This window comes from Kribbella sp. CA-294648 (assembly GCF_050943845.1).
Classification (GTDB): domain Bacteria; phylum Actinomycetota; class Actinomycetes; order Propionibacteriales; family Kribbellaceae; genus Kribbella.
In genome coordinates this window covers 476,289-499,487 of record NZ_CP191981.1, presented here as the reverse complement: position 1 = coordinate 499,487, position 23,199 = coordinate 476,289, and the positions used below count along the sequence as shown (strand labels likewise).

Annotated in this window: 19 protein-coding genes; 9 read left to right on the top strand and 10 right to left on the bottom strand. The window is 67.1% G+C overall.

Annotation, left to right across the window (positions count from 1 at the left end):
* Window positions 1–24 precede the first annotated feature (24 nt).
* Window positions 25–909: a carbohydrate kinase family protein gene (locus tag ACQPYM_RS02470; RefSeq protein WP_433014074.1), complete on the top strand. Its 885-nt coding sequence runs from the start codon at window positions 25–27 to the stop codon at window positions 907–909.
* 41 nt (window positions 910–950) lie between these two features.
* On the opposite strand, the gene ACQPYM_RS02465 is transcribed toward ACQPYM_RS02470, so the two are convergent.
* Window positions 951–1,634, bottom strand: coding sequence for an NUDIX hydrolase (locus ACQPYM_RS02465; RefSeq protein ID WP_433014071.1), 684 nt, complete (start codon window positions 1,632–1,634; stop codon window positions 951–953).
* 114 nt (window positions 1,635–1,748) lie between these two features.
* On the opposite strand from ACQPYM_RS02465, the gene ACQPYM_RS02460 reads away from it, so the two are divergent.
* Together ACQPYM_RS02460 and ACQPYM_RS02455 are read left to right on the top strand one after the other, a co-directional pair.
* Window positions 1,749–2,864 carry an SPFH domain-containing protein gene (locus ACQPYM_RS02460; RefSeq protein WP_433014068.1) on the top strand — a complete coding sequence of 372 codons (1,116 nt, stop codon included), beginning with the start codon at window positions 1,749–1,751 and terminating at the stop codon, window positions 2,862–2,864.
* On the top strand, window positions 2,861–3,610 hold the full coding sequence (locus ACQPYM_RS02455) for a hypothetical protein (RefSeq protein ID WP_433014065.1): 750 nt from the start codon (window positions 2,861–2,863) through the stop codon (window positions 3,608–3,610). The genes ACQPYM_RS02460 and ACQPYM_RS02455 overlap by 4 nt, the downstream gene beginning before the upstream one ends.
* A gap of 366 nt (window positions 3,611–3,976) precedes the next feature.
* On the opposite strand, the gene ACQPYM_RS02450 is transcribed toward ACQPYM_RS02455, so the two are convergent.
* Both ACQPYM_RS02450 and ACQPYM_RS02445 read right to left on the bottom strand, forming a co-directional pair.
* A complete protein-coding gene (locus ACQPYM_RS02450; protein WP_433014062.1) occupies window positions 3,977–4,534 on the bottom strand; it encodes a PIN domain-containing protein in 558 nt (185 codons plus the stop codon).
* A gap of 12 nt (window positions 4,535–4,546) precedes the next feature.
* Window positions 4,547–5,080, bottom strand: coding sequence for a helix-turn-helix domain-containing protein (locus ACQPYM_RS02445; RefSeq protein ID WP_433014059.1), 534 nt, complete (start codon window positions 5,078–5,080; stop codon window positions 4,547–4,549).
* Between the two features lie 166 nt (window positions 5,081–5,246).
* Between ACQPYM_RS02445 and ACQPYM_RS02440 the strand changes: the two genes are divergently transcribed.
* On the top strand, window positions 5,247–7,118 hold the full coding sequence (locus ACQPYM_RS02440) for a protein kinase domain-containing protein (RefSeq protein WP_433014056.1): 1,872 nt from the start codon (window positions 5,247–5,249) through the stop codon (window positions 7,116–7,118).
* 21 nt (window positions 7,119–7,139) lie between these two features.
* On the opposite strand, the gene ACQPYM_RS02435 is transcribed toward ACQPYM_RS02440, so the two are convergent.
* Window positions 7,140–9,107, bottom strand: coding sequence for a vWA domain-containing protein (locus ACQPYM_RS02435; RefSeq protein ID WP_433014053.1), 1,968 nt, complete (start codon window positions 9,105–9,107; stop codon window positions 7,140–7,142).
* Between the two features lie 85 nt (window positions 9,108–9,192).
* Here ACQPYM_RS02435 and ACQPYM_RS02430 point away from each other — a divergent pair, with 85 nt between their 5' ends.
* The 3 genes from ACQPYM_RS02430 to ACQPYM_RS02420 all read left to right on the top strand — a co-directional run bounded on the left by ACQPYM_RS02430 (window position 9,193) and on the right by ACQPYM_RS02420 (window position 11,969).
* The gene (locus ACQPYM_RS02430; protein ID WP_433014050.1) at window positions 9,193–9,732 is read left to right on the top strand and encodes a helix-turn-helix domain-containing protein; all 540 of its coding nucleotides are present in this window, start codon (window positions 9,193–9,195) and stop codon (window positions 9,730–9,732) included.
* A 524-nt stretch (window positions 9,733–10,256) separates the two neighbouring features.
* Entirely contained in the window at window positions 10,257–11,060 is an 804-nt protein-coding gene (locus ACQPYM_RS02425; RefSeq protein ID WP_433014047.1) for a hypothetical protein, read from the top strand.
* Window positions 11,061–11,693: 633 nt separating this feature from the next.
* The gene (locus tag ACQPYM_RS02420) at window positions 11,694–11,969 is read left to right on the top strand and encodes a hypothetical protein (RefSeq protein ID WP_433014044.1); all 276 of its coding nucleotides are present in this window, start codon (window positions 11,694–11,696) and stop codon (window positions 11,967–11,969) included.
* A 234-nt stretch (window positions 11,970–12,203) separates the two neighbouring features.
* On the opposite strand, the gene ACQPYM_RS02415 is transcribed toward ACQPYM_RS02420, so the two are convergent.
* The gene (locus ACQPYM_RS02415; RefSeq protein WP_433014041.1) at window positions 12,204–13,136 is read right to left on the bottom strand and encodes an SDR family NAD(P)-dependent oxidoreductase; all 933 of its coding nucleotides are present in this window, start codon (window positions 13,134–13,136) and stop codon (window positions 12,204–12,206) included.
* Window positions 13,137–13,237: 101 nt separating this feature from the next.
* Between ACQPYM_RS02415 and ACQPYM_RS02410 the strand changes: the two genes are divergently transcribed.
* Both ACQPYM_RS02410 and ACQPYM_RS02405 read left to right on the top strand, forming a co-directional pair.
* Window positions 13,238–13,912 (top strand): TetR/AcrR family transcriptional regulator, encoded by a 675-nt coding sequence (locus tag ACQPYM_RS02410; RefSeq protein WP_433014038.1) that lies wholly within the window; start codon window positions 13,238–13,240, stop codon window positions 13,910–13,912.
* A gap of 315 nt (window positions 13,913–14,227) precedes the next feature.
* Window positions 14,228–16,204: a CocE/NonD family hydrolase gene (locus ACQPYM_RS02405; protein WP_433014035.1), complete on the top strand. Its 1,977-nt coding sequence runs from the start codon at window positions 14,228–14,230 to the stop codon at window positions 16,202–16,204.
* A 59-nt stretch (window positions 16,205–16,263) separates the two neighbouring features.
* On the opposite strand, the gene ACQPYM_RS02400 is transcribed toward ACQPYM_RS02405, so the two are convergent.
* The 5 genes from ACQPYM_RS02400 to ACQPYM_RS02380 form a co-directional block, all read right to left on the bottom strand.
* Complete coding sequence (locus ACQPYM_RS02400; protein WP_433014032.1) at window positions 16,264–16,788, bottom strand: hypothetical protein; 525 nt, start codon at window positions 16,786–16,788, stop codon at window positions 16,264–16,266.
* Between the two features lie 68 nt (window positions 16,789–16,856).
* Window positions 16,857–18,020, bottom strand: coding sequence for a glycosyltransferase (locus ACQPYM_RS02395; RefSeq protein WP_433014029.1), 1,164 nt, complete (start codon window positions 18,018–18,020; stop codon window positions 16,857–16,859).
* Window positions 18,021–18,033: 13 nt separating this feature from the next.
* On the bottom strand, window positions 18,034–20,628 hold the full coding sequence (locus tag ACQPYM_RS02390) for a glycosyltransferase family 4 protein (RefSeq protein ID WP_433014026.1): 2,595 nt from the start codon (window positions 20,626–20,628) through the stop codon (window positions 18,034–18,036).
* Complete coding sequence (locus tag ACQPYM_RS02385) at window positions 20,625–21,926, bottom strand: nucleotide sugar dehydrogenase (RefSeq protein WP_433014023.1); 1,302 nt, start codon at window positions 21,924–21,926, stop codon at window positions 20,625–20,627. The genes ACQPYM_RS02390 and ACQPYM_RS02385 overlap by 4 nt, the downstream gene beginning before the upstream one ends.
* Window positions 21,927–21,951: 25 nt before the next feature.
* Window positions 21,952–23,196 carry an acyltransferase family protein gene (locus ACQPYM_RS02380; protein ID WP_433014020.1) on the bottom strand — a complete coding sequence of 415 codons (1,245 nt, stop codon included), beginning with the start codon at window positions 23,194–23,196 and terminating at the stop codon, window positions 21,952–21,954.
* Between the last annotated feature and the right edge of the window lie 3 nt (window positions 23,197–23,199).

Below are 23,199 nucleotides of genomic sequence, written 5' to 3'. Positions count from 1 at the left end.
GCCCGGCTCGGTGAGGATGGACGCATGGACTTGGACGTGTTCGTGATCGGCGGCGTGGGGATCGACACGATCGTGCGAGTCCCCGGCCTGCCGTTGCCTGGCCGGGAGACCATCCACGTTCAGCCTGTCGAGACGTACGTCGGCCACACGGGTCACGGGGTAGTGCTCGGCTGTCAGCAGCTCGGACTGCTCGCGGGCCTCGCCGATGTGATCGGTGACGACGCGGAGGGCCGGCGGATCCGCGCGGAGTACGAGCGGCTGGGACTGCCGCTGGCGGTCGCCCTGCACCCGAGTGGGACCAGGCGAAGCGTCAACCTCGTCGCACCCGATGGGAGCCGCGTTTCCCTGTACGACGGCCGGCATCCACCGGGGATGCGGGTCGACCCCAACCTCTGGCGCGGCCGGATCGAACGGGCGCGACACGTGCACGTCTCGATCATGGACTTCGCGCGCCGGGCGCTTCCCGACGTACTGGCTGCCGACTGCACTCTGTCGACCGATCTGCACGACTGGGACGGCGACAACGAGTACCACCGGGACTTCGCCCAGTGCGCCGACATCGTGTTCGTGTCGACCAGCCAGCTGCGCGAGAAGGCCATCGACTGGATCTTCGTCAGCGGCCGGGCGAAGGTCGTGGTCGCGATGGCCGGCGCCGAGGGCAGCTACCTGCACGTCCGCGGGGAGGAGCCTGTGCACCTACCGGCCGTGGAGATCCCCAACCGGCCGGTGGTCGACACCAACGGCGCCGGCGACGCTTATGTCGCGGCCTTCCTGACCACCTGGCTGGACGGCCGCTCGTACTACGAAGCTGCCGAGGCCGGCACTATCGCGGGCGCGTGGGCTTGCGGCTCGCCTGGAACCCACACCGACCTGATCACCGCCGAGCAACTGATCCTCCTCAGCCGCTGATGCTTTGATCCTTGGCTCTTTGGGCTTTTGGGTCTTTGGGGTCAGCCTCGGGTGAGGGGTGGGTGGAGGGTGGCGGCCGGGCCGCGGCGGAAGAGTTGGGCGGGGCGGCCGCCGTCGCGGGTCGTGGTGGAGCCGACGGGGACGACGAAACCGTCGGTCTTGGTGGCTTTGCGGTGGAAATTGCGCGGATCCAGCTGGACTCCCCAAACCGCCTCGTAGACCCCGCGCAGCTCAGAGATCGTGAACTCGTCCGGGCAGAACGCGGCGGCGAGGGGCGAGTACTCCAGCTTGGCTCGCGCCCGCTCGACAGCGTCGGTGAGGATCCGGTGATGGTCGAACGCGAGCCGCTCCGGATCGTCGAGCACCTCCGCCACCGTCACCCATGACGCCGACGCGGCATCCGTACCGGCCACCGGCGTCGGCAGGTCGGGCACCAGGGCGAGGTACGCAACGCTGATCACCCGGCCCCGCGGGTCGCGGCCCGGTTCGCCGTACGTGGCGATCTGCTCGAGATGGATCCGCTCGGAGTTGAGGCCGGTCTCCTCGGCGAGCTCACGGCGCGCTGTCTCCGCGAGGTCCTCCGTGGGCCGTACGAACCCGCCCGGCAACGCCCACCGGCCCCGGTACGGCGCGATGCCGCGGCGGATCAGGAGCACCTGCAGGGAGCCGTCGCGGACGGTCAGGATGACGAGGTCGGCGGCTACCCCGAGTGGCTCGTAGTCCATGCCGACCGACTCTAATCGTCATCTTGACGAAAAGCCATTCGAACCATTATCGTCATAGTGACGATAAATCGTGAGGGCCACCGGATGTGCCGGTGGTGACGACAGGAGAGTTCGATGGCAGACATCACCCGGTTCCGTTTCATCAGCCACCTGCGGGCGAACCCGACGACGCACGTGCGGCACCTGCGCAACGGCAAGCTGGCGCACGACGGGGCGGGACAGGCGTTCTGGTTCCGGGCCCTGAACTCGTCGCTGAGCGAGGTGCCGATCGACGATCGCGAGCAGCCGCTGCTGTTCCACGGGCGGACGCTGGACTTCCAGGACGTGGTCGTCCAGGCGACCGTCACGTACCGGGTGACCGACCCGGCGCTCGCGTCGACCCGGCTCGACTTCGGGATCGACCCCGATACAGGGCTTTGGCGCGCGACTCCGCTGGAGCAGCTTGGTGGATTGCTGACCGAGCTTGCTCAGCAGACAGCTTTGGATCTGCTGGCCGGCCTATCGCTCACGCAGGCTTTGTCCGAGGGGATGGCTTCGCTGCGGCTGGCGATGAGCAGTGGGTTGCGGGACGACCAGCGGCTCACAGGGCTCGGGATCGGCGTCGAGGATGTGCGCGTGGTCGCAGTACGGGCTGAGAGCGATGTCGAGCGAGCACTGCAGACTCCCACTCGCGAGATGGTGCAGCAGGCGGCCGACAAGGCGACGTACGAGCGGCGCGCGATGGCGGTCGAGCGGGAGCGGTCGATCGCGGAGAACGAGCTGCAGAACCAGATCGAGCTGGCTCGGCGCGAGGAGCAACTGGTGACCCAGAAGGGTCAGAACGAGCGCCAGCGCGCGACCGAGGCGGCTGCGGCCGGTCGGATCGAGACTGAGGCTTCGGCTGGGCGGCGGCGGTTGCTGGCGGAGGCTGATGCTGATGCGAAACGTGTGCTGGGTGCGGCTGAGGCCGCTGCTGAAAAGGCTTTGCTGGATGCCTATGCGGAGCTTGACCAGGGGATGATTCTGGCGATGGCGATCAAGCAGGGGGCGTTGCCGGACATCGGCACGCTCAACCTGACGCCGGATCTGCTGACGCCGCTGCTGACCAAGCTGACCTCGGGCTCTTCTGCTTCGGGCTCCGCTTCGGGTTCTGCTTCGGGTTCTGCTTCGGGTTCTGCGGCGGCCGGTACTGCGGCCTCGGGTTCGGGGGCTTCGGGTTCGAGGGCTTCGCGTTCGGGTGGCTCGGTATGAGCCTGCCTCCTCGGGCAGTCGTGGTGCACCGGGCGACCGAACTCACCGAGCTGGTCGCCCGGCACGGCACGCGGCAGCAAGCGGGCTTCTTCCTGACCAGCCGGGGTCGCGACCTGGCGGCCCTGGACGCCCGGCACCAGGCCCAGCAGGAAGCCCTCGCCACGGTGTCCGCCGCGATCCCCCTCGACTGGCGCCGAGCCGTTGCCGAACGCAACGACCTCGACCGGTTCGTCTTCGGTCCCGAGGATGTGGTGATCGCGGTCGGCCAGGACGGGCTGGTCGCGAACGTAGCGAAGTATCTGGACGGCCAACCGGTCATCGGTGTCAACCCGGAACCCGGCTGGAACCCCGGCGTGCTGGTGCCGCACGAGCCGGCCGCAGTACCGGACCTGCTGGTTCGGCGCGACGTCGAAGAACGAACCATGGTCGCCGCCACCACCGACGACGGCCAACGCCTGCTCGCCTTGAACGAGCTCTACATCGGCCACCGCACCCACCAGTCAGCCCGCTACCGGTTGGCGTCACCGGAGGGCCTGGAGGAGCGGCAGTCCTCATCAGGCCTTCTCGTCGGCACCGGAACAGGCGCCACCGGCTGGTGCCGCTCAGCCTGGCAAGAACGCCACAGCCCCCTCCGACTCCCCCCCCGACCGACCCAACCCTCTGCTGGTTCGTCCGAGAAGCCTGGCCCTCCCCCGCCACCGGCACCAGCAACACCGAAGGCCTCCTCACCGCCACCGACCACCTGACCATCACCGCCGAAGCCGACCTGGTCATCTTCGGCGACGGCATAGAATCCGACACCCTCACCCTGACCTGGGGCCAACGCGCGGAGATCGCAGTAGCCAACATCCACCTACACCTCGTCAGGTAATCCCCCCACGCACCCTCCGCCGTCCGCTCCTACACCGCTCCCCGCTCCGGGCGCTCCCACCCGCCCGTGGGTCGCTCCTCCGTCGCGCGAAACACAAAAGCCTCACGCCAGCCGAACCCGCATCGGCCAGCACACGCCCACCGCCTGAACCCGCATCGGTCGACCCCCCCCCCGCACCCAGTTGCCGAAGGCAACCCAGATCGCGCGGTACACGTGGCGATGGCCTACCGGATCTCGTTGATCAGATCGACGGCTTCGTCCATCCGGTAGCGGTCCCGAAGCGTGGCGAGGAAGTCATCCACTGAGACCTTCGGATTGCGGAGCCGCGCAGCCAGAGTGACCGTCGCTTCCAGGGCCAGTTCGGGACGACGGCGACGGTGTTCGCAGCGAACTCACTGGGCTCGACGACCTCGATGCCTGGGGGAATCTTGTCCTGCGGAAAGTCCTTGAGATTCTCCGTGACGATGGCGCCGGCATGGCCGGCGACGGCAGCGGCGACGACATGCTCGTCATCGCGGTCCGGGAGACCGAAGGTGCCGTCATAGGGCTCCCAGTTCCTCACCTCGGCGTCGTCGAAATGACTGCGCATCTGCTCGATGAGCCGCGCGGCCCGACCTTCTGCCTCAGACCGGGAGAGGCCGTGTCTTTCGACGAGTTTCTCGATCTCGTGATCATGCAACTCATCGAGGATCGCGCTGCTCCACAGCGGTCGATAGAGGTTCACGACCGCAAGGCTGAGCAGGAAGTCCCGTTGGCGGCTCGGCCAGAGGACGCAGGTATCGAGTAGCGCAGCGAACACGCGTCGATACTGTCAGAGATCGGCGGATCGCCGCCTCTGCTCGGCCCGCTGCTTGCGGATCCGCTTGAGCCTCTCGTGCACCACCGTCAGATCCTCGTCCTCACTCACGTCGACCGAGGTGTCGGCGATTGCCTGGTACTGCCGCTGCCGACGAGCGTCGCGGTACTCGAGGAGATCCTTCAGCAAGACCTTGCGGCGGTTGCCGATCCGTTCGCAGCCGAGTTCTCCGGCGTCGATCAGCCGAACCACAGTCGGCCGACTGACCCCGAGAAGATCCGCGGCCTGCTGGGTGGTCAACTTCGGCATGGTCGGCGAGATCGTGATGGCCTTACCCGCCTTCAGCGCCGCAACAGCCTGTACCAGCAGCCTGTGCAGCGCCTCCGGGACCTCGATCTGATCGTGCTCCTCGGCGCCGGCAAGGAAGTACCGCCGCTCCGGCCGCTCGCCCGTCTTGCTGTGGTGCGCCTCGAGGAAGCTCGCGATCGTCGCCAACTGCTCCTGCTCTTCGGGCAGGTAGGTCTGCGACTCGAGCAGCTCAGCACCCATGACAGCCTCCGAATCGAACGAAACGATCGTACGTTCGTAACGTGCGAATATGATCGCATGTCGAACGGCCTTCAAACAAGCCTGGAGGGTCGCCGGACCAACCTCACCACCGTCTGCGGGGGTGGCTCTATCGTCGGGGTGCTTGGGTCGGTGAGAGGAGGGGTGTGTGGCGGATGTGTTTGCGGGGCGGTTTGAGCTGATTGATCCGGTGGGGTCGGGTGGGAACAGCCTGGTTTGGCGTGCTTGGGATCGGCGGTTGGGGCGGGTCTGTGCGGCCAAGGTGCTTCGGCAGCGGCATGCGGGGGCGTTGCTGCGGTTTGTTCGGGAGCAGGGGCTTCGGCTGGATCATCCGCATGTGTTGAGTCCGTACAGCTGGGCGGCTGAGGACGATCAGGCTTTGCTGGCGATGGATCTGGTCGGCGGCGGTTCGGTGAGCAGTTTGCTGGCCGACTTCGGGGCGCTGCCGGAGCGGTATGCGGCGGAACTGTTGGCGCAATTGCTCGGCGCGCTTGGTCAGGTGCACGCCGCGGGGTTGGTGCACCGGGACGTCAAACCCGCGAACTTGTTGCTCGAAGCCACTGGTACAGGAAGTCCCGTACTGCGGTTGAGCGATTTCGGCATCGCCTTGTCGCTCGGCGAACCGCGTCTCACCCAGCACGGCGCGATCGTCGGTACGCCGGGCTACGTGGCACCCGAAGCGCTCGCCGGCCAACCGCCATCCATCAGCCAAGACCTGTACGCCGTGGGCGTCACGGGCTGGCAACTCCTAACTGGCCAAGAGCCGCCCGCTACCGGCGTACCACTCCATCGCCCGTTAAGCGCGGATGCGGCTGACCCGGCGGACGCGGTTGGCGCGGCTGCTCCGATTGGCGCGGGCATTCTCTGGCAGGTCGTCGAAGACCTCATGCACCCCGACACGGGGTCCCGAACCCCCTCTGCCGAGGACGCCTTGGCAGCACTGGCACCTGTCCTGGCGCAACCTCTGGAGCTCCCTGCCTCCACCCCCGACGGAGAACCCATCGAGGTCTTCGACCATCTCCCACCTCTCCCAGCCCCGTACGCCGCGCTCGCCACACGGCAGTCGACCAACGCACCTCAGGCGACTCCAACGCCGGAGCAGACCCCGGAGAAAAGCCCGACCCAAGAATCCACCTCGAGCGCCCCGAGCTCCCCACCCACGCCGCACCCGACACCTCCGCAGAGCCCACAATCCGCCCCGAGCCCATCGCCCGACTCGGTCGAGCCCTCCCGGGTAGGTTCCAACGGCCGCACTCAATCGGCCGAGTCCGCCCGGCCGGGTTCAAATGGGCGCACCCAATCGGCCGAGCCCGCCCGGTCGGCTCAATCCAGCGGGCGCATCTCCACGGCCCACCCCGGTCGACCTGCCGGGTCGGTCCAACCTTCTGAGTCGAACCAGACGCCCAACACGAGCCCGTCGAGTGCGCCGCTGCCGACTGCGCAGGCCAGCCAGCCGGCCGGTCCGGCGGCAGAAGCTGGCTCGGGGACAGCGCCTGGCTCAGGAACAGCGGCTCGCTCAAGAGCGGCGGCTGGCTCGGGAACAGCGGCCGGGTCGGGTGGCGCGGCTTGGGTTGGCCGGTCGGCTGAGTCGGGAGCGGCGGGCGAGACGAGCGGGCGTGGGTTGGCGCGGGGGAAGCGGTGGAGGGTTCTGGTGGGTGGGGTCGGTGCGGCAGGGGTTGTGGCGGCCGCGGTGGTGGGGGCGATGGCTCTGGACGGAGGGCCGGATGGGAAGTCGCCGGGGCGGTCAGTCAGTCCCTCGGGTGGCCAAGCGTCGGCGTCGTCGAGTGGGCCCTCGGGTGGACAGTCGTCGGAGCCTACGGGCGGGCAATCGTCGGAGCCCACGGCCGGGGTCTCGTCAGGGCCGGTTCGTACCGGAGGTGTTACGCCGTTGCCCAATGCCGGGGTGAAGCTGGGTGGGGCCTGTGGATGGCAGGAGGCTGGGAGCGTGGAGACGACAACTGACGGCACACGGGTCGTGTGCCGTCAGCAGGCTTCGTCGTACCGGTGGGTCAGGGTCTAGCCCAGCCCTAGCTCACCGACGTCACGGCCTGTTCCAACCTTGGCCCGGGCCGTTCGGGTGGGTTGGGTACGTCGGGGGCGCCGGGGGCTTGCGGTTGCGTAGTACCAGGATGACTGCGGCGGCGACCATCACCGCAAGGACGACGGCGCCGAGGAGGATCCACAGGAGCAGCGAGGACGACGTCTCGTCGGCGATCGGCGTGGTGTCGCCGCCCGAGCCCTGCCCCGCCGGCGTGGCGGGGTTGGAGGGGGTCGGCTCGCTCTGGCTGGCCGACGGCGAAGAGGTCGGGGTCGGGGTAGGAGTCGTCGGGGTCTCACCCGATGTGCCGTACTCCGGAGCGGCGGCCTTCTCGCCTGCGACCGCCAGGTCGATCGTCACCGGTACGCCGCCCGGCTGGCTGCTGCCGGACGGGGCGCCGAGCTTGACCACGAGGTAGTACCAACCATCGACACTCGCCGCGCGCATCAGCGGTTCGCCGGCATTGCGGTTGAGGTAGACGACTCGCGGGGTGGCGAGCGGCTTGCCGCTCGACGGCAGGATGCTCGTCGAGCCGGTGTAGGCCGTCGTGTCGGACTTCATCTCCGAGCGGACCGGGCTGAACAGGCCGGTGCGGATGTTGGTCGTCGCGGCATTCGGTACGGCGCCGTAGGTGACCCGGTACGCGAGGCCCTGACCCCAGTCGAGCTTGACGCGGTAGTACAGCCACTCGCCGTTGTAGATCGTCTCGCCGTAGCGGCCGGAGCCCGGCAGCGTGGTCGCCTCGTTGAACGAACCGCCACCGCGAACCGGGCGCACGCCGCCGGCCGGTTCCTGCGCGAAGCTGACCAGGCCGGTCTGCGCGGGCTCACCGAGGCTGCCTGTCACCGGCGGCTCGATCCGCAGTTGCAGCTCCATCGGCACCCGGTCGGTGCCCTCCTTGGCGTCCCGGGTGACCCGGAAGACGTACTTGCCGGGCACGGAGCAGCCCTTGGGCTTCGACGACCCCGGAACCGTCCCGTTCCACTTGAGGACGGTGGTCAGGGCACCGCCGTCATCGTTGGCCCGGGTGTGCAGCTCACGGTCGGACCGGTTGCAGTCCGCCCCGCCGGGTCCGGTGATCTTGACGTCCAGGACCTCGAGCCCGCGCGGATTGCCCCGCGGGAAGACCGCCGTCGCCGCGAAGTACGCGGTCTCGCCGGCCTTCAACTCGGCCGCGTAGAAGCGTTCCTCGACCGGGTCCAGGGTGTCGAGGTACTGGCCGGGCGTCATCGTCGGCGCGGTGAACGGATCGCCCGTCCCGGTGATCGGCAGCCCCGTCGGCTCGTAGTGCCGGAGCGCGCGGTCGGTCACCCGGCCCAGTACGCCGAGCAGCGAGTTGGCGTCGGCCGCGTCGTGATAGGTCCCGCCGGTGCTCTGCGCGATACAGGCGAGTTGTGCCCGCGCCTTGGCGTCGACCCGGAAGCCGATCGCGTGGACGTGCAGGTCGACGCCCTGCTTGTGGAGCTCCTTTGCCACCTCGCACGGTTGCGGCGGCGCGCAGGTGTCCTCACCGTCGGAGACCAGCACGATCGAGCGCTGCCCCTCCTTCGGAAGCTGGGCGGCCGCGACTCGCAGCGAGTGGCCGATCGGCGTATAGCCGCTGGCCTTCGTCGCGGCCACCGCGCCCTTGAGCGCCGGCTTGTCGACCGTCTTGACCGGCTGGACGACTCGGACATCCTTGCACCCCGCGGCCTTCTCGGCGCCGCTCGAACCGGTCCCGGCGCCGTAGATCGCCAGCCCGACCGGAGCCTGCGGAGGCAACCCGTCGACCATCGAGGAGACGGCTCGCTTGGCGGCATCCATCCTGGTCCCGCTGCCGCCGGCGTCCCTGGCCGTCATCGAGCCCGAGGAGTCCAGCACCACCATCACGGGCGACAGCTCCCCTTCGGCAGCGGCCGCCGAGGCATTTCCGAACGCGAACGTCACGGTCAGGGCGGGTAGTGCAGCCAGTGCGGCCAGGCGGCGTATCATGGCGTCTCCAGAGGCATCGAGGGGCGAACGTGCAGAAACTTACCGTTTGCATTTGCAATTTGCAAACCGCAATCCGGAGTCGTCCGTGACCGATCTCTACGACCGGAACCGCAAGCTCCAGTACGAGTGGTACGGCGAACCGCTGGGCGACCGCTTTCGGCGGCTGCTCGATGAGCTCGGCTACACCCAGGTCCAGCTCGCCGGCGTACTCGGCCTGTCCGCGCCGATGCTGTCACAGCTGATGTCCGGCCAACGCGCCAAGATCAGCAACCCGGCCGTGCTGACGCGGCTCCTCGAACTGGAGGCGACAGCGAGCCAGCCGGGGTGGAGCAACCTGTCGCCGGCGGAGCGGGAGCGCAGACTCGAGGAGATCCGCGGATCGCAGCGGACCACCCTCACCGTCGACCACGCCGTACAGACCCCCGCGGCTCCGGCCGTCTCGAGCGATCCGGTAGCGGCAATCCAGTCGGTACTACGAGACGTCGCCTCCGCCAGCGAGATCGAGGGCGCGGCCGACTTGCTGGCCGACCAGTACCCGGACCTGGCAGAAGCCCTTCGCGTACTGGGCGCCGGCCGCACCCAGGACGCCCGCGCCTACTACGCAAAAATCACCGGCCACCACTAACACCTGCCGCGCGTACTACGCCCACGCGCCCGCCACCTACGCTCCTCCGTCGCTCCGGTTCTGGGACGCTCCCACCCACCCGTGGTTCTGGCGCTCCTACGTCGCGCGATCCGACAACCTCACGCCTAGCGAACCCGAGTCCGCCAGCACCACCGTCGCACCCGGAACCCCATGGCTCCCGACGCGAACCGAGAAGGCGGGGAGTACCAAACTCGACGGAGGGCGCACACTCTCCAAAGCTGCGATGTGGGATTCAGCGGTGTTCGAGATTCCTCTGGAGCGTGATTCGGTTAAACCGCGATGCTCGCGAACGGCCCGGAACGGTCGCGAGCGAGACCACATTGAGACTCCGGGAACGCCGTCGCGGACGACTGGGAGGGGAGTTCGAACAGGAGCCCGTCTGGTGCCGCTGTGACTGGGCCAGTCCACAGGGACCTTGACGGATATGCAGCCCTTCGTCCAAGGTTGTCCGACAGGGGATGAGCGGCTGGGGTCGAACTTTATGTGCGCGAAATGTAAGACACGTGGGGGAATGGAAATCTATGGCGGCGCCGTTAAGCTTCGAGCAGTTCAAAGAATGGTTGGTCGAGCGCGTTCCGACCGAGCCGCTTCAGTCGGCTCGCACTCGGTACGATTCCAGCATCAATCAGGCATTGTTGTCAGCGAACAACTCCACTCTTTGGCAGAAGTTTGTTGCACATATGCGCGAGCTTGGCGATGAGTACTACGTAGCAAGCGACGGATTCGTTCTATTCACAACTGTCGATCCACCGAAATGGGTTGGAAAAACATTCGACTCGGTACTGGATAAGGCATATCGCAAGAACGTATTGCTGAACCAAAGTTGGCCTGCCGCTCCGAAGGGTGGATGGATCGATCAACAGACCTTATACGGAACTGTGAATGATCTCGTGCGGACAACGATCGTTGTTAAATATCTTGATGGCGTGCAATTTGTTGCGGATGAAATCGGACGTCTCTGCGATTCTGAAGGCTTGGCACATCGTGTCGACTTCGAGGCCAGAGAAGAGGGCTACTATGCAGCACACGTCTACGTGACAATGCCTGTCGTCATACCTGAGCCGAACTGGAGCACGTCGACCGTAGATATCAGTCATGAAATTCAGATCACAACGCAACTGCAGGACTCTATTAGAAAGCTCACGCACGAGGGCTATGCTTCAAGACGAAGCGTAGCGCCCGACTCGGACGCAAAATGGCAGTGGGATCACAAGCATTCAGACTTTATTCCTAACTACCTAGGTCACATTCTGCACTATGTGGAGGGTATGATCATGGAGATTAGGGATCGGAGGGGAAGTAAATGACCACGAGTCACAACGCTAGCGTCGAGATAATCGGCAGCTATCTGGAACGCTTCGAAGCTACGCATACTATCCGTCAGCGGGTAAACGAAGTGCGCGACTTCTATGACGATATGCTACCGCCGGAGAGCCTACGCGAGACCTTCATTAGCGAGACTTCGGGAGACGATGGGCAGCGACTCATTGAGAGCTTGTGGTTCTTTTATGAGAACGTTTGGGCGGAAGCGCATAATTTCATGTTCGACGACCATTTTGACATGGCTAGGTCGCGGAATGCGGTCACATACCTTACCTACAGGCACTCGTCATACGCAATCGGGTCTCCCAGTCTAAAGTCACGACTCAACGTTAGGTTCACCCTTGACAACGTCAAGGGAGAACTGAAGGCGTCAGGCAAGAATTGCGATGAACTTTATCGCATCCTTAAGACCGTCGTTGTACCGAACGTAGGCAATTGACAGCGTTTAGACGAACACTAAGCCGTTGTCCTCAATCGACTGCGGGAGATGGTTGACGTTGGGGAACGTCCGGGCTCGCGGTCCCCGGAGACAGGCTCGCTTGAGGCCTGGGCCGTGCTCGCTTCCCGCAGGCTGTCGATGCGGCCCGCGCGGGCAGACCGTGGCACCCTGCAGCAGCGTGCATGTTCAGCTCGTCGCCCAGGAGGCCAATGCAAAGGCACGTCTCGGCGAGTCCGGTCTGCACACGCTGCTTGAAAGCGGCAAGGAGATTCTTGAACACCTGCCGTATCCCGACCGGCCTGACAACCACTTCAAGGTCGATCCCGCCAAGTGGGATCGCCAGAGCAAGTTGCACCTTCAGATGATCGCCGGAGAACTCGACCAGGAACTACGCCAACGCTTCCCCAACGAAGACCTGGTGGCCGAGTTCGAAGATGCCCTACGAGCGCTCTGAAGCAACAAGCTGCCTGTACTCCGTGCCGTCGCGGGTTGTTCGGCGGGCGACCAAGACGGCATGGGCGAGTTGCCCGAGAACGGGTCTGGCCGGCGTGAGGTAGTCGCTGGTCGCGCGACGTAGGAGCGTCAAGCCCAGGGCGGGTGGGAGCGTCCCAGAACCGGAGCGACGTAGGAGCGTAGGTGGCGGGCGCGTGGGGCGTCGTACTCGGACGTGTTGCGCTTGACGCGTTGGCTACTTGATTCGCTCGATTGGGTCTGGCTGTGGCTGGGGATAGTTCACGCCGGTTAGGTCCTCGGAGATGGTCCAGAGGCGTTGCTGGGTGGTTTTGTCGTGGGATTGCGGGCTGGAGGAGACCACGCGGGGGTTGCCGCGCAATTCGCCCAGGCCGCCAGGGCCGTAGTACTGGCCGCCGAGGACGGCTGGGTCGGTGGCGGCGCGCAGGCTGGGTAGGGCGCCGTTGGCGGCGTTTTGGCTGACCAAGGGGCCCACTATCGGTGCGAGGAAGCGCAGGGCGGCGGGAGCGTGGCGAACGAGCTCGGTGTTGGCGATGCCGGGGTGTGCGGCGACGGCGATTGTGGTGCCGTGCGGTGCGAGGCGGCGTTGCAGTTCGTAGGTGAACAGGAGGTTCGCGAGCTTGGACTGCCCGTACGCCGCGGTCCGGTTGTAGGACCGGTCCCACTGCAGGTCGTCGAAGTGGATCGCGGCGCCTCGCCAGCGGTGGGCGATGCTGCTGACGGTAACGACCCGAGAGCCTGGCACGGGCAGTAGCAGGTCCAGCATCAGGCCTGTGAATGCGAAGTGTCCGAGGTGGTTGGCGCCGAACTGCAGCTCGAACCCGTCTCGCGTGGTCTGCTTCGGCGGTTGCATCACGCCGGCATTGTTGATCAGCAGGTCGATCGAAGCGTGCTTGTCGTGCAGTTCTGCCGCGGCGTCGCGGACGGACTCCAGGGACGTCAGGTCCAGTGCCTGCACGCTGACGGTGCCGGACATGCGGGCGGCGGCCTGCTTGCCCTTCTCGACGTCGCGCACAGCCAGTACCACCGTCGCCCCGCGTTCCGCGAGGACCCGTGCGGTCTCGAAGCCCAGGCCTGTGTTGGCGCCGGTCACGACCGCCACCCGGCCCTTCTGGTCGGGGACGTCGCGCTCGGTCCACTTCTTGGTCATGGTCATGCTCCTCTTTTACGGACCGCTGGTCTCTTGTGGATTCGACCGTAAAAGACCGGAGGTCTGTTGTCAAGAGACTGTTGGTCTGTAAACTCCGGGACATGACGTTCCAGCGGGCGCGCAGCGAGGAGCAGCGGGAGATCCGGCGCCAGGCCATCCTCGACACGGCGATGGCGATGCTCGACGAGATGCCCGCGTCCGAGGTGAGCCTCAACGAGCTGAGCCGCAGGGTCGGGCTGGCCAAGTCGAACGTGCTGCGGTACTTCGAGTCCCGCGAGGCGATACTGCTCGAATTGCTGGCCGGTGCCCTCCAGGCGTGGCTCGCGGAGGTGTCGGACGAACTCGCCGCCGGTGTCGATCCTCGTCTCTCGGCGAGGGAGCGTGGCGACCAGCTGGCTGCGGTTCTCAGCCGGTCCTTGGCGCGCCAAACCGTGCTGTGCGATCTGGCCAACGCGCAGGCAGGCGTACTGGAACACAACGTGTCCGTGGACGTCGTCGTTCACCACAAGCGGGCCGCGATCGCCGCTCTCGGTACGGCGGCCGAGATGATCAGCCACCATGTGCCCGAACTCGGCGACGACGCCAAAACCGTGTGCCGGATGACACTGGTCCTGGCGGCCGCGCTGTCGGCGTACTGCCGGCCAGCCGCCAGCGCACTCGCGGCCTACGAGGTCGACCCGGCGCTGGCAGAACTCCAGCTGGACTTGCGCGCGGACCTGGAGAACGCCGTGGCCCTGCTGATTGCGGGCGCCTTGACGAGATCCGGTACCCGCTAGCCGGCCACGTGTGGGAGTTGGCCGAGGCGGCTCTGGCAGGCGTGAGGTCGTCGCAGGGCGCGCGACGTAGGAGCGTCAAAGCAAAGGGCGGGTGGGCGCCCCAGAACCGCAGCGACGTAGGAGCGTAGGTGGCGGGCGCGTGGGCGTAGTACGGCGGCGTGAAGTATTACCCGTGCTTTCCACGGAAAGTGATCGGGGGCGTGGGATTGGTGAAGACAACGGTGTCAGGTTCTGCCTATGGTGCAGCCACCACAACGGCCCTGTCGAGGGAGGGCTGTCGTAGCTTTACCCACCGCCTACAGGGGAGAGACACGCATGCGCAGAGCTCGAAACCGTTCGAGAACCGCGTTCCGGGCCGGGGTCGCACTGGTTGCGGCTGCCGTACTGGTGCCGCCGGCTTCGCTGACCGCGACTGCCCGGCCCGCCACACCGATTGATGCCGCTCAGCAGCAGGCAGCGCCCAAGCCGTTCGTCCAGGGGACCCAGACGGTCGCCGCCTACGACTACGACAACGCGATCCATGAGCGTGTCCAGGTCGATGTGCCGGGGATCGACTCGGACGCGAACGGCGTCACCGACCAGATCACCGTCGACATCGTCCGTCCGGGTGAGGCGGCGCAGGCCGGGATCGACGTACCGGTCATCGTCCAGGCCTCGCCGTACTACGCGCGGGATCCGAAGACGTACTTCGATGCCAATGGCACCCGGCAGGTGTTCGGCAGCTGGCTGGACAACTACTTCGTACCGCGGGGTTACGCGGTCGCCTTCGTCGACATGCCGGGCACCTTCCGGTCGACCGGTTGCAGTGACGTCGGCGGCAACTTCGAGGTCCGCGGCTCCAAGGCCGTCATCGACTGGCTGAACAACCGCGTTGCCGCCCACACCCCGGCGGGCGCGCCCGTGAAGGCCGACTGGTCGACCGGCAAGGCCGGCATGATCGGCGGCTCGTGGAACGGCACGATCGCGAACTCGGTCGCCAGTACCGGCGTGAAGGGGCTGGAGACGATTGTCCCGATCGCCGCGATCTCCAGCTGGTACGACTACACCCGCAGCCACGGCGTGCCCTTCTACGACGAGTACATGGGCTTCCTGCACGACTACGTCAGCAACGACGCCAGCCCTCGATGCGTCGAGCTGACCAGCGAGATCGAGCAGGACTCGGACACCCGGACCGGCAGCTATAGCCGCTGGTGGGATCCGCGCAACTACAACCTCGATGCGCGCAAGGTGAAGGCGTCGGTGTTCGTCGTCCACGGTCTCGACGACGAGAACGTCAAGACCCGGCACTTCGGCGAGTGGTGGGACCAGCTGGTCAAGAACGGCGTACCGCGGAAGATCTTCCTGCACCAGGGTGTGCACTTGGACGGCTTCAGCTTCCGCCAGACGTATGTCGACCAGCTGCACCCCTGGTTCGACTACTGGCTGCAGGGTCTGCAGAACAACGTGATGAAGAGCCCACAGGCGACCATCCAGCGGGAGGACGGCAGCTTCACCACCGAGGCGCGTTGGCCTGCCGCAGGAGTGAAGAGCACGAAGCTTGCCCTGAGCAAGGGATCCGGCACCGGCGGGCTGTCGATCGCGGCGCCGACCAGCGACCCGGTCAGCTTCACCGGCACGGACAAGGAGTCCGTCGACACCGTGGTGCTCGATCCGTCGACGCCGCGGTCCGACCGTGCGGTGTTCGTCAGCAACGACCTGGCTCAGCCGGTGCGCGTCTCCGGTACCGGCAAGGTGACCGTCCGGGTCAAGGTCAACAAGGTTGCCGCAGGCATCAAAGCTCGCCTGGTCGACTACGGTACGGCGACCCGCTACACCAACGTGACGAACGTCCCGAACACCAACAAGTGCTGGGGTGACGGCAACGTACTCGACCACGGCTGCTACCCCGAGACCAAGATCAACACGGCCGTCTCGAACACCGCCGTGGTGGTCCGGACACTCGCTGACGTCGGCCACTACCGGTCGCTGGAGAAGAAGGAATCGCTGCAGTCCGGCAAGTGGTACGACCTGACGTTCGAACTGAACGCGGACGATGTCGTGTTCGCGGCCGGCCACCGCCTCGGCCTCGTCCTGACCGTCGAACCCGACAACCCGTCGATCCCCTTCACCGGCGCGACAATCACCCTCGACCCAACCAAGTCGTCCCTCACCCTGCCGCTCACCGGCGCCACAGCAAGCCTCAACTCCCCCGAGTCCTCCCAAGCCCGCATCCCGGCCACCGACCTGGCCCAGCCCGAGCCCGAGAAGGACCCAGTCAAACTGATGGAACAGTTCGTAGAAGCCTCGCGATAAAAGGCAGGAGGCCCCGGCAGGTCACCAGACCGGCCGGGGCCTTCACCCCCGCGCTCAGCTCAGATGCGCTGTACGTCTTCGACCAGCCGCAGCCCCAGGTTCCCGGCCACCAGCTCGGCCCGCCGACGGGCATCGTCGTACGACGCGGGACGCAGGTCGAAGTCGTCCGTGGTGGTGAGGACCAGCGATCGGCCACCACCGGACAGGATCAGGGCGAACGTGTCGACGTACGACCCGACCCCGAACCAGCCCGTCACCAATTGCACGACCAGCGGCAGCGCGGGCGCTTCCGCCAGCGGCACGAGGTCGAGCCACTCCTCGGTATTGCGCGCACCGCGCATCGCCAGGTCGGGCTCAGTGTCCCAGCGGATCTCGTCCCTACGCATCGGTCCCCGGCACGACAGCCCTTTCTGCGCGTAGGACAGCGTCACGAAGCCCCGGTCGGTCTCGAACACCAACGTGCCGGGCAGGGGGATCGCGGCGTCCTCGGACCCGGCCGCCAGCCGCCAGAGCGCGGTGGCCGTGACCCCGAGCAGCGCACGGGCGACCGGGGTCAGTTCCCCGGCGGACTGGGGTTGTTCCACGGCGCACCTCCTGCTGCCCCGCCGCCCTTCACGCTCCGTACTGCGAGGTGAGGCGGCGGGCCATCTCCTCAGTTCGAAGCGTTGGCAGGTGGTTTGGTCAAGGTCGCGTAGGCCGACACCAGGAGTTCGGAGTCGTGTTCCCAGTTGAGTTCGTCGGCGGCAGCTCGTACTCCGGCGACGTAGCTGGCGTAGTCGGCGATCAGGGATCGTACGGCGGTAGTCAGTGAAGCTGCGTTGCCGGGCTCATAGAGGGTGCCCAGCTTGTACTTCGTGATGACGGCTCGCAGCTCGGGTAGATCGGCGGCCACGACTGGTACTCCGGCGCGTACGGCGTGGAACAGCTTGTTGGGGAGGGCTAGGCGGTGGTTTTCGCAGGTGTTTGTCAACGTGACAAGGGAAATGCCCGATTCCTGCAGGACTCGGTCCACGCCGTCGATCGAGGTTTCGGGCACCTTCTGGACCGGGCCGAGGTCGAGTCGGTAGTTCGGATCGACTGAGCCCATCAGCAGGGTCGGGAAAGGCGCTAGCTGGCGGGCGGCTTCGACTACGGCTGGTAGGTCGCGGCCGGCGCCGACGCGGCCGGCGTACAGGAGGCCGGTCGGCGACGAAGGCAGTTCAGGCGCCACCGTGGGGCGCGGGAAGGTGTTGCGGATGACTCGCACGTCCGGCAGGCCGCGTTCGCGCAGGCGTTGCGCGATGCCGTCGCTGACCGTGAAGACCACGGCGGCCTGACGTGCCAGGCCGAGTTCGTATTTGCGCCCGCGCACCCGCCACAGCGGCGTCGGCCGGCCCGGCAGCGCGCGGTCGAACCAGAGCTCATGAGTGTCGTAAACCAACGTCGCTGACCACTGAGAAGCGAACGACGCGGCCAGCTCCAACGTGTTGAAGTCGTGCGCGTGCACCACCTCGAAGGGCTCCAACTCCGCCAGCCGCGCAGCGGCCGCAGTACGCCACTGCCTCTCGGTGCGAAGCCGGTGCTCCGGCAGCAACAGCCAGCGGCCGAACCGCTGCACGAGCACCTTCACGCCACGCTGCCCATGGCCGACCGCGGGACCGCTGCCGCCGCGAAGGCCGGCTGAGCGGGAGACCGACTCGACGGTCGCGCCGCCTTCCATGGTGAAGCCTTCTGGCACGTCGCGGCCGACCACGTGGACCGAGTGACCGGCCCCCGTCAGTGCCGCGGCCTCGCGCAGGATTCGCGAGTCGCCCGCGATCGGGGACTGCGCAATCATCAGGATCCGCATATCAGCGCCCACCCAGGAACGGCAGGAGAACCTCGACGGACTTGCGGCCGTCATGCAGCTCCCGGACGTACCGCGGTCCGGCATCCGCCGTCTTGCGGGCTTCCTCGCGCTCCGCGACCAGCCGCTCGATCACCTCGCCCAGGTCGTCGGGTGTCGCCTCGACGATCGGCAGTTCGGTCGGCAGCAGGGCGCGGACGTCATCGCCGACGTGTCCGACCGTGACGCGCCCGGCCGCCATCGCCTCGCAGGCAAAGACGCCGTACGAGCCGAGCAGGAGCTGGTCGACGACGATGTCGGCGTCCTTGACCATCGCCATCAACTCCTGATGCGGAACGCTCTGAACCCGCTGGTACTTGATCAGGCCGCGAGCGTCGAGCTCGGTCAGCACCGGGTCGACGTACGCCGAGCCCTTCAGCGAACTCATCGAAGGTGCATGCAGCACCACCGGCACCTCACGATCCATCACCGGCACCGTGGAGGCCAGCTCGTCCGCGTCCACGACGACCGGGAGCCACTCGCTTCCCTCGACGTACTCGAGCAGGTCGGGCGTGCTGACGAACCGCGGTCCCTCGTACTCGGCCAAGTGCTCGCGGATCAGATCGTTGGCCGCCTGCAACCGGGCCGTGATCTCGTCACCACGGTCCGCGAAAGGCGAGAACTTGTACTTCGCCCGGTGCCGGGCCGGGTCGCGGACCTCGGACCCATGGAAGACCAGACCGTGCTTGATCCCGGCCGCGTCGAGCATCGGGACGTCGGCATCCCACACCTGTCCGGGCATCCGGCCGAACATCGGCCGGCCCGCCTCGAACAGCACATGGGTGACGTTCTGCAGAGCCCACGCGGCCAGCGAAAGCTGCCAGCGCAGGTCCTCGCGGTACTGCGTGGCCGTCCCGGTCCGGTGCACCTTGAAGTCGTACTTGCCGCCATCGGTGGTCAGCGACTCGGCAGCGATCGTCGGGACTTCCCGCTCCAGCGCAGTCGCCAACAGGTAGCCCTGGCCGGCGCTGTTGACCGGACCGACCAGCAGTCGTCGCCCGGGCGCCTCGGAGTTGCCGTCCAGGACCGGCTCGAGCTGCGTCCGGCCGAGCATCTCGGTGTAGAGCGCGCGCAGCCTCTCGGCCTGCCCACTCCACGCCGCTTCCTGCTTGAACTCCGGGTCGGCCAGCCGCTCGCGGTACGAGTCGGTCCGCCTGAGCAGCAGCTTCGCCTTCTCGGCCAGGTCGGCACTGTTCGCGGCCTGGAAGTACTCACCGATCCCGGTCCGGGTGACGAACTCCTTCATGCTGGCCATGTCGCTGACCAGCACCGGCAGACCACCGAGGCTGTACTCGAACAGCTTGTTCGGCATCGCCATCTCGTGGTTCGGCGCGCGCAGCATCGGGATGATGCCGGCGTCCGCCGTCGTCAGGAACGCGGTCACCTCGGACGGCGCGACCGGGTGCAGATAGTGCATCCGATCCTCGACGCCGAGCTGGCCCGCGAGCTTGCGCAGTACGTCGACCGCGGGCTGGTTCGGCGTCGGTACGGCGACGATCGCGAGGTGCACACCCGGCATGCTCGGCAGCGCCTTGATCGCGGTCTCGATGCCCCGTACCGCGGTGATGCCACCGCTGTAGACCAGCAACGGAACCTCAGCGGGCAGCCGTAGCTTGGCCCGGATGTCCAGCTCGATCTCGACCGACTCGGGGATGTCCGGGGTGTTCAGGATGACGGTCGGCTTGCGCGGGAGCTTGTGCTCCTGCTCCAGTCGCTCGGCGATCGCGGAGCTGACGGTGATGACACGATCGGCGGCACCGATGTACTCACGCTCGTGGTTCGCCCAGGCCGCGATGAACTTGCGGGTGCGCGCGCCGTACCGGGCGATCCCGGGCACGTACTCGTGCGCGTCGTACACGACCTTCAGGTCCTTGCCGCGCAGCTTGGCCCGGCCGGCCGCGCGGGCGGCCACACCGATGACGTGCATGTCGTGCGCGTGGACGACGTCCGGCTCCAGCTGGTCGATCAGATCGCCGAACGCGAGTTCGAGGTCGATCGCCTCGGGGTGCACCCGCCGCCACCGGGCCGGCCAGGTGATCCGGTGGTTCACGCCGTCCCAGGCACGCCAGGCGGACTTGAACGGCTTGTCGAGCTGGTTGCCCAGGCCCTTGCGGAGCAAGACTCCACGGCGGGCCGCCTGCCAGCCGGCCCGGCGTACCAGGCGGGTGGCGACGCCGAGCTTGAAGCCCAGCTCGCCCTTCTTGGCCTGCATCGCGTGACCCGAGTCGGCCTTCAGCGCCTTGAGCCCGGCCTGCACCCGGTAGGCGCGAGCCAGGTACGCCTGCTCGTTCGGGTACCCGACGAGCGGCGGACGCCAGTCGCGACGGCTCTTCCGGCTGGCCTTGCGCTGCTCCCGCAGGGTGAACAGAACCGCCACCCGGACGACCATCGCGCCGTCGAGCATCTCGCGGGACTGACTGCCGTTCCCCGAGACCCCGAGCACAGTGACCTGTACTCCGGCTTCGGCCAGCGCTGCTGCCTCTTTGCGGACCCGGCTGTCGTTGGTGACCTCGTTCGCGACCAGCATCACCACCCGAAGTTCTTCCGGGGAACGCGTCACTGACGCACCGACCTTCCGATCACGATCCGCCGGACACCCGCCCAGCGAGCCGCATCGGTCGCGTCGCGACCGTCGACCAGCACCTGCACACCCGGCAGCTCGGCCGGGGTGAGCTGCTTGTACTGCGGGTGGTCCGCCTGCAGCACGGCCGCGTCGACCGGGTCACCCAGGTGGTACGCCGTGAAGCCCAGGCCCTGCAGCTCCTCGTCGGAGTACATCGGGTCGTGCACGAGCACCTCGGCACCACGGGACTTGAGCGCCTCGACGGCCGGGAAGACACCGGAGAAGGCGGTCTCCTTCACCGAACCACGGTAGGACGCACCCAGGACGACGACGCGCGCGCCGGTCAGGTCGCCGTACGCGCCCTCCAGCAGACCGATGGTGTACTCCGGCATGGCGAGGTTCGCCTCGCGGGCGGCCCGGACGACGGTGGCGTCCGGGTCGGTCCACAGGTACAGCCGCGGGTAGACCGGGATGCAGTGCCCGCCGACCGCGATACCGGGCCGGTGGATGTGGCTGTAGGGCTGCGAGTTCGAGGCCGCGATCACCTGGTGGATGTCGATGCCGTTCTGCCCGGCGAACCGGGCGAACTGGTTGGCCAGGCCGATGTTGACGTCGCGGTAGGTGGTCTCGGCGAGCTTCGCCAGCTCGGCCGCCTCCGCGGAGCCCAGGTCCCAGACGCCGTTGCCGCGCTCCAGGTCGGGGCGCTCGTCGAAGTCCAGCACGGCCTCGTAGAACTCGGTGGCGCGCTTGGCGCCCTCCTCGGACAGCCCGCCGACCAGCTTCGGGTACTTGCGCAGGTCCGCGAAGATCCGGCCGGTGAGCACCCGCTCCGGCGAGAACACCAGGTGGAAGTCGGTGCCCTCGGTCAGACCGGAGATCTCCTCGAGCATCGGCTTCCACCGGGTCCGGGTGGTGCCGACCGGCAGGGTGGTCTCGTAGCTGACCAGGGTGCCCGGGCTGAGGTGCGCGGCCAGCGAGCGGGTGGCGCTCTCCATCCAGCCGAACGCGGGCTCGCCGGTCTTCTCGTCGACGTACAGCGGCACGACCACGACGACCGCGTCGCTGCCCGGGATGGCGTCGGCGTAGTCGGTGGTCGCCCGCAAGCGGCCGTCGGCGACGGTCTCGGCGAGCAGCTCACCCAGACGTGCCTCACCCGGGAACGGCTCCTGGCCGGCGTTCACCTGCTCGACCATCGCCGGGTTGATGTCGACGCCGATGACCTGATGACCCTTGGCCGCGAACTGGACCGCCAGCGGCAGTCCGATCTTGCCTAGGCCGACAACACTGACACGCACGGGAACTCCACTGAGTAGTGATTCTTCATCGAGGACCTCGCAGCTTGCGTTCCAGCGGGTGCTCGACGAACTTGTACAGCAGCCACGAGGCGACGATCGAGATGGCGCAGATCCCGGCGTACCAGGTCAGGTTCGACCAGCCGACCGGGCCGGCCACCCCGTGGTACTCCTTGATCGCGTACAGGATGGTGGCGTGCACCAGGTAGAAGGCGTACGACCACTTGCCCAGGGCAACCAATGGGCGGCTGCGCAGCAGTGACCGGCCGCCCCGGGTGTCCCGGGAGGCGACGGCCAGCAGGAGGAAGCCGTACAGGACGGTGAGGATTTCCTTCTGGGTCAGGCTCATCGTGATCGCGAACGGGATCTTGGCCGGGTGCTCACCGGAGTACCACAGGGTGAACAGCCCGAGGGCGGTGACCAGGAAGGCGAACCAGACCGGGATGCGCGGCTTCCAGCCGGTCCGCAGCATGATCGCCAGGCCGATACCGAACAGGAACGCGACCGAGTGCAGCACCGGCTGCGGCAGCACCGGTACGACGTCCTTGAAGTGGAACAGCGCCAGCCGATAGGCCACCCCGATGACGATCACCGACACACACAGGATGAAGCCACCGGTCCGCTTCAGCTTGACCGTGGCCCGCTGCATGAACGGGAAGTAGGCGTAGAAGAACGCCTCCACCGACAGCGTCCAAGAGGCCGGGTTACCGCCGTAGAGGATGGCCGAGTCGTTCGACCAGCCCTGCAGCAGGACCACCGACAAGAGCAGGACGGTGATCGAGAACGGCTTGATCCACCAAATGTTCTCCGGCGGATCGAACCGGTAGAAGACGAACATCGCCGGCACCAGCGCCACGATGTGGGCCGGCCAGATCCGGGCGAACCGGCGGCGGTAGAAGGTGCTGACCTTCGTGCCGGGCTGGGCCGACCAGGTCAGCACGAAACCGGACAGCACGAAGAAGAACGTCACCCCGGAGGTGCCGTACTTCAGGAAGTCGTGGATCGGCAGCGGCGCCAGGTTGGTCATGTGGTGCGCGAAGACGAAGAACGCCGCCCACCAGCGCAGACCGGTGAGCGACTCCACCCGCGGCAGCCGCTTGCGGGGGTCGGCCGGCGGCGGGCCGGACTCCCCCGGGAAGGTGCTGACCGGAGCGCCCGGCGGCGGGGTGGCCGCATCATCGGAGCTCTTAGCCGTGTCGGTCTTAGAAAGGGCCGAAGCCGCCGACCCCGTGGATCCCGGGGTGGGCGGCTGGCTGTGTACGTCGGCGGTCACGTA

Bases quoted from the DNA above. Each gene is read 5' to 3' on its own strand.
- ACQPYM_RS02470 (WP_433014074.1), top strand. From the start codon at position 25: ATGGACTTGGACGTGTTCGTGATCGGCGGCGTGGGGATCGACACGATC.
- ACQPYM_RS02465 (WP_433014071.1), bottom strand. From the start codon at position 1,634: ATGGACTACGAGCCACTCGGGGTAGCCGCCGACCTCGTCATCCTGACC.
- ACQPYM_RS02460 (WP_433014068.1), top strand. From the start codon at position 1,749: ATGGCAGACATCACCCGGTTCCGTTTCATCAGCCACCTGCGGGCGAAC.
- ACQPYM_RS02455 (WP_433014065.1), top strand. From the start codon at position 2,861: ATGAGCCTGCCTCCTCGGGCAGTCGTGGTGCACCGGGCGACCGAACTC.
- ACQPYM_RS02445 (WP_433014059.1), bottom strand. From the start codon at position 5,080: ATGGGTGCTGAGCTGCTCGAGTCGCAGACCTACCTGCCCGAAGAGCAG.
- ACQPYM_RS02435 (WP_433014053.1), bottom strand. From the start codon at position 9,107: ATGATACGCCGCCTGGCCGCACTGGCTGCACTACCCGCCCTGACCGTG.
- ACQPYM_RS02415 (WP_433014041.1), bottom strand. From the start codon at position 13,136: ATGACCAAGAAGTGGACCGAGCGCGACGTCCCCGACCAGAAGGGCCGG.
- ACQPYM_RS02410 (WP_433014038.1), top strand. From the start codon at position 13,238: ATGACGTTCCAGCGGGCGCGCAGCGAGGAGCAGCGGGAGATCCGGCGC.
- ACQPYM_RS02405 (WP_433014035.1), top strand. From the start codon at position 14,228: ATGCGCAGAGCTCGAAACCGTTCGAGAACCGCGTTCCGGGCCGGGGTC.
- ACQPYM_RS02395 (WP_433014029.1), bottom strand. From the start codon at position 18,020: ATGATTGCGCAGTCCCCGATCGCGGGCGACTCGCGAATCCTGCGCGAG.